Origin of the sequence: Streptomyces sp. HPF1205, from assembly GCF_020400825.1 — a bacterium.
GTDB lineage: Bacteria > Actinomycetota > Actinomycetes > Streptomycetales > Streptomycetaceae > Actinacidiphila.
Window position 1 is genome coordinate 101,399 of the sequence record NZ_JAINVH010000013.1, and the last position, 15,653, is coordinate 117,051.

General features: G+C 71.6%; 8 protein-coding genes. 4 read left to right on the forward strand and 4 right to left on the reverse strand.

The window, feature by feature from the left end:
- Positions 1–551: 551 nt before the first annotated feature.
- A complete protein-coding gene (locus tag K7G61_RS17005) occupies positions 552–1,115 on the forward strand; it encodes a hypothetical protein (protein ID WP_225847717.1) in 564 nt (187 codons plus the stop codon).
- A gap of 691 nt (positions 1,116–1,806) precedes the next feature.
- Positions 1,807–1,977, forward strand: a complete 171-nt coding sequence (locus K7G61_RS17010) for a hypothetical protein (protein ID WP_225847718.1) — start codon at positions 1,807–1,809, stop codon at positions 1,975–1,977.
- A gap of 32 nt (positions 1,978–2,009) precedes the next feature.
- On the opposite strand, the gene K7G61_RS17015 is transcribed toward K7G61_RS17010, so the two are convergent.
- From K7G61_RS17015 to K7G61_RS17030, 4 genes are all read right to left on the reverse strand, one after another.
- The gene (locus K7G61_RS17015) at positions 2,010–4,601 is read right to left on the reverse strand and encodes a DUF262 domain-containing protein (protein ID WP_225847719.1); all 2,592 of its coding nucleotides are present in this window, start codon (positions 4,599–4,601) and stop codon (positions 2,010–2,012) included.
- Positions 4,602–5,021: 420 nt separating this feature from the next.
- A complete protein-coding gene (locus K7G61_RS17020; RefSeq protein WP_225847720.1) occupies positions 5,022–5,435 on the reverse strand; it encodes a PIN domain-containing protein in 414 nt (137 codons plus the stop codon).
- Entirely contained in the window at positions 5,432–5,695 is a 264-nt protein-coding gene (locus K7G61_RS17025) for a CopG family transcriptional regulator (RefSeq protein WP_225847721.1), read from the reverse strand. The genes K7G61_RS17020 and K7G61_RS17025 overlap by 4 nt, the downstream gene beginning before the upstream one ends.
- A gap of 651 nt (positions 5,696–6,346) precedes the next feature.
- Positions 6,347–7,606 (reverse strand): exo-alpha-sialidase, encoded by a 1,260-nt coding sequence (locus K7G61_RS17030; RefSeq protein ID WP_225847722.1) that lies wholly within the window; start codon positions 7,604–7,606, stop codon positions 6,347–6,349.
- A gap of 455 nt (positions 7,607–8,061) precedes the next feature.
- Here K7G61_RS17030 and K7G61_RS17035 point away from each other — a divergent pair, with 455 nt between their 5' ends.
- Together K7G61_RS17035 and K7G61_RS36465 are read left to right on the forward strand one after the other, a co-directional pair.
- Positions 8,062–10,998, forward strand: a complete 2,937-nt coding sequence (locus K7G61_RS17035; protein WP_225847723.1) for an AAA family ATPase — start codon at positions 8,062–8,064, stop codon at positions 10,996–10,998.
- A gap of 577 nt (positions 10,999–11,575) precedes the next feature.
- Positions 11,576–15,610: a carboxypeptidase regulatory-like domain-containing protein gene (locus K7G61_RS36465; protein ID WP_263984483.1), complete on the forward strand. Its 4,035-nt coding sequence runs from the start codon at positions 11,576–11,578 to the stop codon at positions 15,608–15,610.
- Positions 15,611–15,653 lie beyond the last annotated feature (43 nt).

The window sequence follows — 15,653 nt, forward strand, 5'->3', positions numbered from 1 at the left end:
CGGGCAGCGGGGAGCCGCTGTCGCGGGGAACCAGCACGCCGGTGTATCGCCTGACCAATCCCTGGCCAGGCGCGTAGCGGGTCGCGTCGACTTCCGCGGCTGCCTGTGCCCAGCGCTTCTGCCAGTGGGTCCAATCTCCGCCACATGCCCGCCACATGCCCGCACGAACTCTCTGGTCACCGTCTCGGAAGGCAGCTTTCGGCCCGCGGCGGCTGCGGCCGGCGCGCTCCTGTCCACCGCGCAGCGGCGCGCCCTCTTCCAGAACGGTAGGTCACCTGCCAGGGCCCGCAGAGCGCGTAATTCGCACGCAAAGCGCTCTGCAGCGCTGCTTTCGGGTGATAACGGACGCATCTTCCGGCTCATCCGCCCCCCTGTGTCTCCCTGGACAAAAGTCGTTGTCCTGATTGTCCACGGAACTACCCGCTGGACAATCCCGCCGGTACACCAAAGACGGCGTTCGCAGGCAATCGGCCTGCGACAGAAGTCATTCCTGGCCGAGCTGAACGGAGAACTGCGTTCTGTCCGGCGAGAGAAAGAACTGAAGGAGAAGGATGAAACGCCTCATTCTCGCCATTGCGGGACTACTGGGCGCGACCTTAGTTGTCGCCGCTCCGTCCATCGCGGAGGCAGCCCCTGCCTCCCCGTCACGAACGATGGTGCAGGTGGCCAGCGGGCCCAGCCATGGAGGGCGCGCGAGCGTCACGCCGGCCGCTCTGTCGGCAATCGTCTGCGGAGGTTCCAAGTACGGTTCCGGTTGGGCCACCTACGGCACCGGCGGGTACGTGGGCCAGGGGTGTGGTGCCGGCATCGACTACCACGCGACCCCCACCGGCGGAGCCACCTCCACCTACAACCTCGGCACCACCGACGGCGGGACGCACTACTTCGATGCCTGGATCCCCACCGTTTACGCCACGGCAAACATGGACTTCTCGCTCTACGTCTGCGGCTCCGAGGTCCTCGACGCGACGGTCAACGAGGCCAACTTCAGCGGGTGGCTAAGGCTTTACGGCGTCAGCGGCTACGCGGGCTGCTCGATCACCATCACCGCCTGGTCGGGTATGGCTTCCAGCGGAGCTTACGTGGGACTGGACGCGATTCGGGTCGCCAGTTGACCCGTTCTCCTACGCAACCGGCGTGACTTGCTGACCAGCACCCGGCATGACGGGTCAGCCGGGACGCTGGAGAAGTGCGGGCGACCGGGAAGCCACCGGCGGGCTGCGCGTCTCTCGCGGACCCGAACCGGCTCGGTCAGGGCCCACTGACATGCCAGGAGATTGCGGCTGGACGTGACGTCGGCCTTCACGACCCCTTGCCGTCGTGAAGGCCGACGTCACGGGACTGCGGGGCCCGGGGCTCGCTGCGTGGGCGATCAGCCGAGTGCGGTGGCCCGTCGTGTGGAACTCGGCCGGCCAGCGGCGTGGGGGTGCCGCCCCCGGGCGGCCGGGCGGCGCCGTGGAGTTGCTGGGGGACAGTGGCTGTTGTCGAGCCGATCTTGCGGGCTGTCGGTCGAACGGGAGTCTCGATCGGGTGACTGGAGTAGCCTCGGGCTTTCGCGAGGTGGGCTGTCCGATGGCTGATCAAATAAGCGAAGAGCGCCTTTGCGCTGGGACGATGGGATTTGTCTAGGCAAGTCGGGCGGTGTCGCGCTGCTTCGGTCCACGGGGGACCGCGCCGCCGGGGCACACAGAGGCAACGCGCCCCGAGGCCGGAACCAGACGCCCAGCGTCCTTCGAACCATGCGCCTCCACATGCGCCACCCGCGCGGCCCGCTCCCTGGAGCCCGTCCCCGACGCTCATTCCCCGGTGTGGCAGGACCGCATCGTCCTCCTCTTCGACGACCTGTTCGCCATCGGCCGGCAGGTGCGGGCCGTCGCCCGTTTGCTGCGTGAGGCGGGTGCGGTTCAGGTGAGGGGCCTCGTCCTCGCCCGTGCGCCGTGGCGAGGGACGGACCGTCAGGGCACTCTTGACTCGTGACGATCGACCGGCGTGCCCCCTGGGTTCCGGTCTCAGTCCGTGTCCCGACTTCCCCAGCGGTCACGGAACCAGGTCAGAGTCTCGACGAGCAGCTCGCGGTTCGCGTCCGGCTCCAGCAGCGACAGCCGGAAGTTGGGGCGCAGTTCCAGCTTGCCCTCCGGGATGTCGATGCCCTCCAGCGCGTTGAGGCGCCTGAGAAGTTCGGCGCGCAGCGTCCGGTCGGTGAAGGGCTCGCGTGCGGCGAGGTACTGGAACACCACCTCCGCCGTACCGCCCCTTCCGCTGCCCGGGTAGAACGTCATCGGCCAGATGCCGCGGCCCGGTGCGCCGGCCTTGCCGAGCATGAGGAACGCGCTTGTGGTGACGTGCCCGGCGCCGTGGCCGATCCAGCCGCCGAGCGCTTCCCAGCGGGTGAACAGCGCCCGTACCGCGTCCACCGTGGCGGGGGAGTCGTCCGCCGCGAGCTGACGGAAGAAGCGCTCGGCGCGCGTCTCCCCGGCCTGGTTCGGCGTCCTTCGCCGGTTTTGGTTCACGTCTTCGGTGTCGTCCGTGCTGTCGTCGTCCCCGGCGATCAGCGAGGCGAGGTCGTCGGCGGAGAGGCGCTGGACCGGGTCGGCGGCACCGTTGACCGTGAAGCGGACGCCGTCGGCGGCGAGCCGGGTGCGCACGTCCCCGCCCCCGTCCTGCGGTGTCCAGCGGAAGCCGTCGGAGACCTTGCCCTCGGAGGTGAGGACCCGGTAGGCGTTGGCCACGCCCGGTGTGTTGGCCAGGTGGTTGCCCACCGCCTGGGCGCCGGAGCCGAGGAACGCCGCGAGATCGCCGTAGGACGTCCAGGTGCCGTGGGGAAGGGCCGCCAGTACTTGGTGGGCCAGCTGCCAGTCCCGGCTGCGTTCCGCGCGGCCGACTCCGCGCAGGGGGGCCGGCCACAGCGCGACCGCCCGGTCGGCGAGTTCGTCGGCACGGGCACGGATTTCCTTCGCCCCCCAGCGCTGAGTGGCGGCGATGCGGCGGTTCAACTCCAGGTGACTGGTCCGCAGCAGATCCTGCTTGCGCTCGAACGGGTGGTTGGACAGTTCGGCATTGACCGCTGTGAGCGTCAGGTTCCCGAGTGTGTGCTGGAGACGGGAGTGCAGGTCCTGCACGCTCTCCCCGTCGCCCGCGTCCTCGCCCAGCATGCGGAGCCACTCGTCTCCCGGCGACTGCGGCATGACGTGCTCGATGGTGAGCTGAGCTGCGGCGAAGTCCACCGGCTCGGGATGCTCGTAGCTCTCCTCCAGCCTTTGCAGCACCATCTTGCGCTGATCCCAGCGTCCGTACTGGTAGAAGGGCGCCTTCTGGATCTTCTCGCGCAGCTCCTCGTCGTCGGGCCAGAAGCGGTTCTCGGCGGAGAGCAGTTGGTGCAGCCCGTCGGCGACCGGCAAGTCCCGCGGGAGCTGCCCGGGCACGGCCTGGAAGATCCTGTTGAGGTTGTTCGTCGGTACCCGGCACATCATCCGGCGGACCAGGAAGCTCTCGATGTACGCCAAAGCGCGGGCCGTGTCCGAGGAGTCCAGGTCACCGCGCTCGCGCCGGTCGAGCAGCAGCATCAGCGCCGGATAGGTGACCTGCGCCTGCCAGGTGTTCAGGCGTTCCAGGTGGGCGCGGACCGCGGCGTCCGGCTCCTCTTCGGGGTGCAGCAGCCGGCGGAAGAGGGAGCTTCGGCGGTACAGCTCCCTGATGTACGCCTCGATCTCCTTCTCGGTCTCCTCCTGGCCGACCCCGTCGCGCTCGAAGCGCTTCTGCTGGGCGGCGTACAGGTCCTGGCGCCGTACTCGGTCGTCTCCGTCGAGCACCAGCTGCAGCCACATGAGCTGTTCCAGCTCGTCGTTGGTCAGACTGTCCTGCAGCGGAAGCCAGTAGGTCTCGTACACGTGCTCACCGCGGGTGGGCAGCCGCATGAACAGGTAGTTGCGCAGCAGGTCGGCCTGGCTGAGCTTGAGGCCGGTGTTGTTGAGGGACTCGAAGATGCGGTGCACGTTGTCGCCGCGCTCGGCGGTCACCGCCACCAGCGTGAGGCGGGAGGTGATGGCCTCCTCGATGCGGAAGACGTCCTGCGGGGCGGCCGGATCGGCCGCCTCCACGAGCTTGCGCCGGAAGAAGGCGTAGGCAGCGGCCACGCCTCCGCCGTCGGGCTGCGATGTGAGCGGGCCGCGGATGTACGCGGCGAACTGCGCGCGGTCGGCCTGCGTCGGCAGGAGCCGTAAGTGGTCGTAGCCGCTTTTGCGCTTGTTGATCAGGTATTCCTCGCCGATGCGCTCGGCCTCGTCCGGCTGGGCGTCCTTGACGTGGTCGCGGATCGCGGCCAGGGCGAGCGAAAGGGTGGTCAGCCGCTGCTGGCCGTCGACGACGAGCCAGCGGGGGAACGTCGCCTCGTTCTGCGGCGAGGGCGCCAGCACCACGGACCCCAGGAAGTGCGTGCTCGCCTGCTCCCCGGACTCCAGCAAGCCCGCCTGCTCAAGGATGTCGGCCCACAGCTGTCGCAGCTGCTTCTCCGTCCATGAGTACGTCCGCTGGTAGAGCGGCACCTGGAACTGCTGGGCCCTGCCCTGCACGAGGTCCGCGAAGAGTGTTTCCTTGGCCTGCACAGGGCCCCCTCGGTGATCGGTGCTGTCTTGGCGCGTGCGAAAGACCATAGGGCCTGCCGCTGACGGAAATGGGACGCTTCGGGAGGCCGGGGTCGCGCCGTCGGACATCGCAGACGGGCCGGCATGCAAACCGGGCTGACGACCGTGGGGGGTCTGGGCGGTATCGCCAAGGCGCTGGGCGAGGCTGGGGCCGATCCGGACACTGCGCCGGAGCATGGCGAACACGATGTCGTTGCGGCCTTGGGCGAGGCGGAGGAGAGCCCGGGTGCGGGTCTTGCCCTGGGCGCGTTTGTGGTCGTAGCCGGTGCGGGAGGCGAACGCGGCGAGGAAGAAGGCTCATTTGAGCCGCTCCTGGCGGGACAGCGTGCTACCGGCGCGGCACTGTGGTTACCGTCGGCGGCGAGGCCGTTTGCGCGCTGGTCAGATTTTGAGGACGGTGACCGTTCGGCCGCACAGTGCGGTGAGGTCCTCCGGGTCGGAGGTGAGCACCGTGGCGGGCCCTGGGGCGGCGAGGGCGGTGGCGCTGAGCATGGCGTCGATGGCGTATTTGTGGCCGTGCAGGCCGGCGTTGGCGAGGAGCGCTGCGGCGTGGCGGGCGATGGGTTCGCTGACCGGTTCTACGACGATGCGGGACAGGGTCCATTCCAGGGCTGTGCGTTTGATGCGGGGGTGGATCACTTCGACGAGGGTGGCGGCGCTGGTGATCACGCGCATGTCGTCGGCCTGGGCCAGTGCGAGCCAGCCTGTGACGGCTCGGTCGCGCTGTACGGCCTTGGCCAGTCCTTCGCTGTCGAGGATGAGGGTGCCGCCGGGGGTGGCGGGGGAGCGGGTCACGCTGCGTCGGCCCCGGTGCCGGTCTGCTGGCGGCGGGCCTGCTGGAGTTGGTCTCTCAGGGCTTGGACCTCCTCTTCGGTGACGGGGCCGTGTTCTGCTTCGGCAACGGCGATGAGTTCGTTGAGGTTGTCGCGTTCCACTTGGCGGGCGACGGCTGCGGCGACGTAGGCGGACAGGCCGGAGGGGCCGCTGCGTGCGCGGGCGGCTTCCGCGATGTCGCGCGGCATGGTGATCGAGTATTTTCCGGTAGGCTCACTCATGCGATCTATCCTACCTCCTGTCCTCCTTCCTGTGTGGGAGTGGAGGGATGGGCGGTTCTCAGACTGGAGAGCACTCGGCGGTGGCCCCCGACGCCGGTGCGTAACCGCGGTTGCGCCCAGCTGCTGGATCCGCGCTGGATCGGCACCCAACTTCGATAATCGTCGCAGGTCGCAGCCCCGCCCCCAATGTTCCGGTTCAACGTGTGAGTTTTTCGAACGTCGGCCCCTCTGCCTTGCAATCGTGCAGGTCGGAGGGGTTCTCGTTGTTCGGAAGTGGTGGCGTTCTGCAGGAACGTTGAGGGGATGGGTTTGGCGACTTCGCTCTCTGTTTGCGCAGTTCAGGGCGCTGTGGGCACATGGTTGAATTCGCTCGGTGCTGGATGTGTGCTGGATGGGAACGATCTTGGTGGGGACGCTCGGGGGTGTTTTGAGCCTCGTGTGGCGAGGTGAAGCCGACTCCCAGCTTGATCGGGGCGGGTGAACACCCGCGTGACGCCGCGGGGCGCCGGCTCCCACGGGGCCGGAATCCTGCTGGCCTGCGCCTTCCTGGTCCTTGCTGGTCCTTACTGGGGTGGTGGCCGGCCGTCGGGCGTCGGCCGGGAGTTCGGTGACGTGTCGCCACGCGGTGGTAAACGCGCCTCGGTCGCGTAGTCAGCTGACCGGCTCGCTGGAGACGGTCGCGCCGCCGGAGGTCCACACGGCGGCCGCGTGGCCGGGCGCGAGGGCGAGGCCGAACTCGCCGAAGGTGCCGGCGCCGACGGTCACGGCGGTCCCGAAGGAGCCGCCCGGCGGGCTCGTGGACGCCTTGAGCGCCAACGAGTTGTCGTCGTTCCACGCGGCGACGAAGGTGCCGTTCGCGTCCGCCACCACTTGCGGGGCCCCGACGTAGTCGTCGAGCGTGGACAGCAGTACCGGCGTGCCCCAGCTACCGCCGGCGGGCCGGCGCGACACGTACACGGGGAACTGGGTGGTGCCGGCGTCGACGTAGCGGACCAGGACGGCCGCCGCGTTGCCCGCGCCGTCCACGGCCACGTCGACCGAACCACTGGCCTGACTGGTCGTCAGCACGCCGGGTGCTGCCCAGGTGCCGTCCACGGTACGGGTGGTGGCCATGGCACCGACCCGGGTACGCCAGGCCAGCGCCGCCTGGCCGGCGTCGTTCAGCGCGGCGTGCACCCCCTTCTGCCGGTAGCTCGCGGCGGCGATGGTGACCGGTGTGCCCCACGGGCCGAGCACGCTGCCCGACTCGGCGACGATCGTGCCGCCCGACGCGGTCCACGCGGCGACGGCCGCACCGCCGGTGTTCACGGCCAGGTCGAAGTCGGAGACTCCGGCGGCGAGTTGCTGCGGCGCCGACCAACTGCCTCCGGCGGGCAGCGTGGCGCGCTGGAGACCGCCGGCCGAGGACGACCAGACGACGAGGGCGTCTCCGGACCTGTCGACCTGTACGAGCGGCCGGCCGGTCTGACCGCCGGCGATGACCGCCGGTGAGCTCCACGAGCCGCCCGGCGGCCGGACGCTGGCCTGCAGGCTGCCGGCGCCGTCCAGGTCCACCCATACGGCGACCGCCCGGCCGTCGGGTGCCAGTGCGACGGCCGGCTCCACCCCGTGCCCCAGGGTCGTCGGGGCCGACCACGAGGTGCCGTCCGCGCTGCTGCGTACATGAACGAACTGGGTGCCGTCCGCGGCCTGGTCGTACCAGGCGGCTGCCTGCGCCCCGGCCGCGTTCACCGCCACGGACGGGTTGCCGACCACGTCCGTCGGCGGAATCGGGGTGGACAGGGATATGGGCGCGGACCACGGCGGCGCGGCCGGCGCGGGTGCCGCGGTGACCGCGACGAGTCCCAGCGCGGCCAGCGTGGCGAGTGTCGCGAGTGTCGGGAGTTTGATCGGGCGGACGAGGGCACTCAAGGCTTGCTCCGATCCAGGCCGGTGATTGTATGCATAGGTATACACGCCCGGTGACGCTCGGTGTGGTGACGCTCGCCTCGGTCAGCGCACGGTAACGGTGAGTGGTCCTCGCGTTGCTGGATCCGCGCTGGATGGATCGACCGGCCGTCGGAATATTTCTTTCAGCGGCAAAGCCGCAGGCCGCCTCAAGCAACGGTGGGGCATCAGGCGGGACGCCATCCACCGGCCGGCGGGCGTCCCGCCTTCGCTCGCACGCCCCCAGCGCGGCGGTACGGCCTCGACGATCCGCAGCAGATCCGCCGCCGTCACCGCCCCGTCATCGCCGTCGTCATCGCCGCTCACTCGCACCTCGTCCGCCCCGTTGGCCCCGCCAGTCACCCGTGGCTGTTCGGCGGGGGCCGTGCGACGCAGAATGTGCCTGCGAGTCAGGGTGGGAGTGGGGAGAGGGCGGTCACGTGCAGGCGAGTCCAGGGGCGGGCAGATCCACCGCGAGCGATCTTTGCGGCAGCCCCCGGTTCGTCGGCCGGCGCGCGGAGTCGGCGGCGCTCGCCGCGGCGCTGGCCGGCCCGCCCGCGCTGGTCCTGGTGGAGGGCGAGGCCGGCATCGGCAAGAGCCGGCTCGTACGGGAGGCGCTGAAGTCCGCCCGCACTGCCGGGCCGCGGCCGCTGATCGCCGTCTGCCCGCCGTTCCGCGAGGCCCTCACTCTCGGGCCGGTCGTGGAGGCGCTGCGCCAGGGTCGGCAGAGCGTGGCGGACCTTCGCCTGTCGGCGCTGGCGGGCACGCTGCGCCCGCTGTTCCCGGAGTGGTCCGACAGCCTGCCGCCCCCGCCGGAGCCGCTCGCCGATGCCCGCGCGGCCCGTTTCCGGCTGCTGCGCGCACTGGGCGAGCTCCTCGACGGCTCCGGTGTCGATGTCCTGGTCGTGGAGGACGTCCACTGGGCCGACGAGGCGACGCTGGACTTCCTCATGCTGCTGGCGTCTCGGCAGTCCTTCTCCTGCACCCTGGTCTTGACGTACCGTCCGGAGGACGTCGAGCCCGAGTCGCCGCTGCTGCGGCTGTCCTCGCGCCGGCCGCCGGGCGGCCTCGTACGCATACGCCTCGGCGGACTGCCGGTCGCGGCGAGCGCCGAACTCGTCTCGTCCATGCTGGACGACGAGCATGTCTCGGACGCGTTCGCGGCGTTCCTGCACAGCCGCACCGAAGGGGTGCCGCTCGCCCTGGAGGAGTGTGTACGCCTGCTGCGCGATCGCGCGGACCTGGTCCGGCGGGGCGGCGAGTGGATCCGCAGGACCCTCGACGACATCGCCGTGCCGCCGACGATCCGGGACGCGGTGGCCGAGCGGGTGGCCCGGCTCGGGCCGGACGCGCGGCAGGTCCTGCTGGCCGCCGCGGTGCTCACCGACCCGGCCGACGACTGCGCGCTCACCGCGGTGTCCGCCCTGCCCGAGGCGCGGGCCGCCGAAGGGCTGCGGGAGGCGCTGGGCAGCGGGCTGCTCGCGGAGGACCACGCGGGACGCGCCGGGTTCCGGCATGTGCTCGCCGCGAAGGTGGTCTACGAGACGGCCCCGGCCGCGGCCCGCCGCCATGCGCACCGGCGCGCCGCGGAGTTGCTGGAGGCGCAGGGCCGACGGCCGGTCGGCCGACTGGCCCGCCACTTCCGTGAGGCAGGCGAGACCGGCCGCTGGCGGCGGTACGCGGAGGAGGCCGCCGACCTCGCCCTCGCCTCGGGCGACCACCTCGCCGCCGTGACCTCGTTGCACGCCCTCATCACCGACCCCGGCTGCCCCGACGCCGAAGTCGCGCCACTGGTACGGAAGATGCCGATGCACGCCTTCACCGGCTACGCCCGCCGCGACGAGATCACCGCGACACTGCGGGCGGTGCTCGACAGCGCGGCCCTCTCCGGTGAGGAGCGCGTCGAAATCACCGCCCAGGTCGCCAGGCTGCTGCTGCACGGCGGCGATAACGCGTCGGCCGCCGCAGAGTTGGACAAGGTCGCGCCCGAACTCACCGCGCAGACCTACCCCATGGTGTGGGCGATGACCGCGCTCGGGTTCCCAGTCGACCCCTCGTGGCCGGTGGCGGTGCACCTGGGCTGGCTGGAGCGGGCGGCGCGGGCGCTGGAGCACGCGTCGGTCACACCGGCCGAACGGCTCTCGCTGGCCGTCGACCGGCTGACCGCTCTGCTGGACCTCGGCGAGGAGGCCGGGGTGACGGTGACCGACGGCCTTGGTGCGGACAGCTCGCACCCGCCGACCGCCGAGCACCTGGCCCGCGGCTCGCTCAATGCGGGCAGCGGCGTGATGAAGTGGGGCCATTACGCCGACGCCCGCCGCTGTCTGGAGGCTGCCGCCGGCATCGCAGGGCGGCACGACTACCGCCGGCTCAAGGACATGGCCACCCTCACTCTGATCCACCTGGACTGGCACGAGGGGCACTGGGACGGGCTCGAACAGCGGCTCGCCGCCTGGCTCGACGTGGACGGGGAACCGCTGATGCGGCTGGACGCCCGGCTGGTGGCGGCCCGGCTGCGTGCCGCGCACGACGGGGAACAGGCCCCGGCGCGGGCCGAGTTGGGCAAGGTATATGAGGAGAGCCTGCGCCGTGGCATGACCGACCTCGCTGTGGAGGCGGCAGGCGCTCTGGCCGCTCCGGCGCTGGCCGCGGGACGTCTGGAGGAGGCGCTCGCGCTGACCGAGGAGCCGGTCGCCCGGCTCACCCGCAAGGGGCTGTGGCTGTGGGCCGCGGACGTGGCGCCGCCCCGGGTCGCGGCGCTGGCGGCGACCGGCCGCCGGCCGGAGGCAGAGCGGCTGACCTCGGCGTTCCGGCGGGGTGTGGCGGGGCGGCGGATGCCGCGGCAGGCCGCGGCGCTGCGGATGTGCGAGGCGGCGGTCCTCGCGGGCCGGGGCGACATGGCCGCCGCGGCCGACGCATGGCAGGAAGCCGCACTCGCCTGGCAGGCGCTGCCGGTTCCGTACGAAGCACTGCGCTGCCGGGAGCAGCGGGCGCATGCGCTGCTGGCGGCCGGGCAGCCGGACCAGGCCTGGGGTGAACTGACCGCGGTCCGCGACGGGTTCGCTTCGCTCGGCGCGGCGGGCGACGCCGCGCGAACCGCGGAGGTGCTGCTGCGCAGCGGTCCCGCCCGGCGCACTCCGCCGTGGCGCGGCGGGCGTCGGGGTTACGGCGACCAGCTGTCACCCCGCGAACTCGAGGTGGTCCGCCTGATGCTGGACGGCCTCACCAACCGCGAGATCGCCGCTGCGCTCTCCCGGTCCCCCAAAACCGTGGCGGCACAGCTCAATTCCGCGATGCGCAAACACGGCGTCTCCACCCGGACCGCCCTCGCTGTCCGCGTCACCCGTGACGGCACGGCCACCGCCTCCGGCGAGTGAACGCGGCCTCTCGCCGAAAGCCGCGGGCCCAGGGGCGGCCCACCCCCGCCGGAACGGTCCCGCTCTCACCGGGGGCCTGTCGGAGATGCGCCTGTGCGTACAGGAAGTGGCAGTTCCGTGCGTTTGGCATGGCAAATGGCGCCGGCACGGCCCCCGTCCCCGGCTGAGACATCGGATCACCTGGTGACGGGACGTCGTGACGTGTCGTGATTCATCGTGACCCGGTCCACGCGGGCGAGCCGTCGCGGTCAGTTGTTTAGGTCATCTACCGCATCGCAACGCCCCGTTCGATCTGCGGATACTCGCTGTGCAGACTCGACATGGCCCCCTCGTGGGCCGCGCAGGAGGGGCGGGATGAGCACTTCGGACCACAGCGGGTCCACCCCGGTCGACGCGGTCCAATCCGGTTGCGACTGTGCGGACGAACCGGTCCAGCAGAGCGCCGAGACGGCTCCGGCACCCACGCCGCAGACCGATCCTGCGGCCCTCCGTCCGGAGGGCTGCGCACCGTTGTAAGGGCCACGGCGCCACCCTCATGCGCCAGACAAGTCCCGCCCGACGAAAGGGTGTTCCTCCCATGTACAGACGTGGGCGCGCAAGCGCGCCTGTTTCCGCTCTGATAGCCGGATGTCTCGGCCTGGGGCTGCTGCTCACCGGTCAGGCCTCGGCGCAGGCGGCCTCCTCCGCCCCGACGGCGACGGCCGAACCCGTGCCGCATGCCGCCGCGCAGCCGTCGGACTCCGACCCCCTGACCGCGCCGGCCCGGCTCGCCACATCCCTCCCGGCCTACGCCCCGGCCGCCTGCAACCAGCCCGACCCGACGGGCAAGCGCGCGCACTGCATGGCGATGGAGCACACCGACGCCGACCACCGGGTGGTCCAGGACGCCTCGGGTCCCGTGCCGACCGCGCTGACCCCGTCGGACATCCGCGCCGCCTACCGCCTCCCGGACGGCGGCGACGGTCAGACCGTGGCCCTCGTCGACGCTTTCGGCTACTCCACCGCGGAAGCGGATCTCGCCCATTTCCGCGCCCAGTTCGGCATGCCGGAGTGCACCTCGGCCAACGGCTGCTTCCGCAAGGTCGACCAGCGGGGCGGCACCGACTACCCGGCGGACGACGCGGGTTGGGCCGAGGAGACCGCACTCGACCTTGACGCGGTGTCCAGCGCCTGCCCCAAGTGCCACATCCTGCTGGTCGAGGGCGACACCAACGACAGCGCGAACCTCGGCGCGAGCGTCGAGACCGCGGTCCGCCTCGGCGCGAAGTTCGTCTCCAACTCGTACGGCGTACCCGGCGAGGACCCCAGCGAGACCGCGTACACGTACTACGACCACCCGGGCGTGGTGGTCACCGCCTCCTCCGGTGACCTGGCCAACACCGTGCTGTGGCCGTCCTCCGACCCGGACGTCGTGGCGGTGGGCGGTACCCGGCTGACCCGCGACGCCACGACGGACCGCGGCTGGACCGAGTCGGCCTGGAACCAGGCGGGCAGCGGCTGCTCGTCCTACGAGCCGCAGCCGGCCTTCCAGTCGGACGTCGCCACCGGCTGCGGGATGCGCGCCACCGCGGACATCGCGGCGGACGCCGACCCCAACAGCGGCCTTGCGGTGTACGACACCCTCGGCAAGGACGGCTGGCTCCAGGTGGGCGGCACCAGCCTGTCCTCCCCGCTGGTCGCCGCGATGTACGCGCTCGCCGGCGCCCCGGCCGCGGGCACGTACCCCGTCACGTATCCGTACGCCGACCAGGGCAACCACCTGTTCGACGTGGTGCAGGGCAGCAGCGGCGACTGCGGCACGGTGCTCTGCGACGCGGGCCCGTCCTGGGACGGCCCGACCGGTCTGGGCACGCCGAACGGTGTGACCGCGCTGCGGCAGTCGCCGCACGGCACCCTCACCGGCCACGTCACGGACAAGGCCACCGGCGCTCCACTGGCCCGCGCGTCCGTCGTGCTGACCGGCAAGGACAACGGGCTGACCTTCCGCGGCACCACCGACGCCTCCGGCGCGTACCACGTGTCCGCCGAGGCGGGCGCGTACACCGTCACCGCGAGCCAGTACGGCTACGGCACGTCGAGCCCGGCCGGGGTGTCCGTGACCGTGGGCACCACCGCCACCGCGGACATCGCGCTGGTCAAGGTGCCCAGCCAGAAGATCACCGGCAAGGTCACCGACGGGTCCGGTCACGGCTGGCCGCTCTACGCAGCGATCACCATCGACGGCTACCCGAACGGCGCCATCCACACCGACCCGAAGACCGGGCTGTACTCGGTCGAACTGCCGCGGCAGGCCGACTACACACTCCATGTGACGCCGGTCTACCCGGGCTACCGGAGCACGGTCTCCACCGTCGCACTGGGCACGACCGACGCGCGTGACGACGTGGCCCTGACCGCCGACCTCACCACGTGCGGCGCGCCCGGCTACGCCTACCCGGCGCAGGCGACCTTCGAGGACTGGTCCGGCACCGGCTCCCAGCACGGCTGGACCGTCGCCGACAACGGCGCGTCCGGCCACGCCTGGGAGTTCAGCTCCTCGCAGTGGAACCTCACCGGCGGCTCCGGCAACTTCGGCGTGGCCGACCCGTACGACAACGCGGGCGCGGCCGAGGACACCACCTTGTCCACGCCGGTCATGGACCTCACGCAGGCCACCGGAGACCTGCAGTTCGACACCGCCTTCCTGGGCGGCGCCGGCACCTCCGCCGACGTCTCCATGAGTCTCGACGGCGGGTCGACCTGGACATCGGTGTGGCAGCCTCCGAGCGACGAGTTCGCAGGCCACGAGACCGTGTCGCTGACCGCCGGGCTCGGCCACGACAAGGTCCGATTCCGCTTCCACTTCACCGGCAGCGGCCAGACCCTGTGGGAGCTGGACAACATCACCGTCGGCACCTGCGTCACGGTGCCCGGCGGCCTGGTCACCGGCACCGTCACCGACGACAACAGCGGCCTGCCGGTTGACGGCGCGACGGTGACCGACCTCGCCCAGCCGGCCGCCACGGTGGCCAGCGCGGCCACGCCCGGCGACCCGGGCCTGTCCGACGGCTTCTACTGGATGTTCAGCAAGGGCGCAGGACGGCACTCCTACTCCACCTCGGCCCCGCGCTACGCCACCGCGACCGGCTCCGGCACCACCGCGGCCGACACGGTGACGACTTACGACGTGGTGCTCAAGGCCGGCCGGCTCGCGGTCGCTCCGGGCACCGTCACGCTCAACGGCCGCGTGGGCGACCACTCCGGCACGACCGGGCGGACCGTCACCCTCACCAACACCGGCCACGCCCCGCTGCGGGTCACGCTGGGCGAGCAGAACACCGGGTACACCACGCCCGACGGGAAGGACCCCGCCACCGCCAAGGGCGCGCCACCGCGGTATGTCACGGGCACCTTCCCGACCGGGCCGCTGCTCGGCGGGGGCGGATCGCATACCGACCCGCCGTCCGACCCCGCCGGCGGCGCCGCACCGACCCCTGACAGCTGGCAGTCGCTGCCCAACTACCCCGAGCAGATCATGGACAACGCCGTCGCCGGCTATGAGGGCAAGACCTACTCGGTCGGTGGCGTCGCCCAGGTCGTCGGCGGCGAGGACAGCGACCACGGTTACGTCTACGACCCGGCCACCGCCGCCTGGTCCAGGATCGCCGACCTGCCCAAGCCGCTGGAAGCGCCGTCCGCGGCATTCGTCGACGGCACGCTCTACGTGGCCGGCGGCTGGTACCTCGCGCCCGGCGGCTCCGAGTCGCAGGAGCAGAGCGACCTGTACGCGTACGACATAGCCACGAACACCTGGTCGCACCGGGCGTCGCTGCCGCAGGGCACCGCGTCGGCCTCGGTGGCGGTGCTGAACGGGCAGTTGTACGTGATCGGCGGCTGTACGCAGGCGTGCGCCTCGCTGCAGAAGTCGGTGTACCGCTACTCGCCGCAGCGCGACCAGTGGACCCGGCTGGCCGACTACCCGGTGCCGGTCCAGTGGGGTGCCTGCGCCGGGCTGGTCTCCGAGGTCGTCTGCGCCGGGGGCGCGACCATGTCGGAGGGCCACACGATCGGTCTGCAGTCGGTCTACGCCTACCACCCGCGGTCCGGTTCCTGGACCCGGGTGGCCGACATGCCGCAGACCGTGTGGGCCGCCGCGTCTGCCAACGGCGCCAACGGCGAACTGCAGGTAACAGGCGGTGTCATCATGAGCGACGCTGGCGCGGTGGGCAGTAACCAGAGCCTGCAGTACGACCCGGTGTCCAACACCTGGAGCAGCCTGCCCAACGCCCCGCAGCCGGTCTTCCGCAGCAACGGCAGCGGCTGCGGGATCGCGGAGGTCGGCGGCGCGATCAGCCACGGCCTGGGCTTCCCGACCGGCTCGGTCTTCGCCGCCGCACTGCCCGGCTTCACACAGTGCGGCGGCGAGCAGGTCTCCTGGCTGTCCGAGAGCCGTACCTCGCTGGCCCTGGCCCCCGGCCAGTCGGTGAACGTACGGATCGCGGCGGACGCCACTGTCCTCGCGGACCCCGGTGACTACCGGGCGGACCTGGACCTGACCACGGACAGCCCGTACGTGCACCAGCCCGTCCAGGTCGTCTTCCACGTCGCGCCCTCCCGGCACTACGGCGGCTGACCGAACCTGATCGGCCTCGGACGAAGCGGACGGCCTCCGGCCC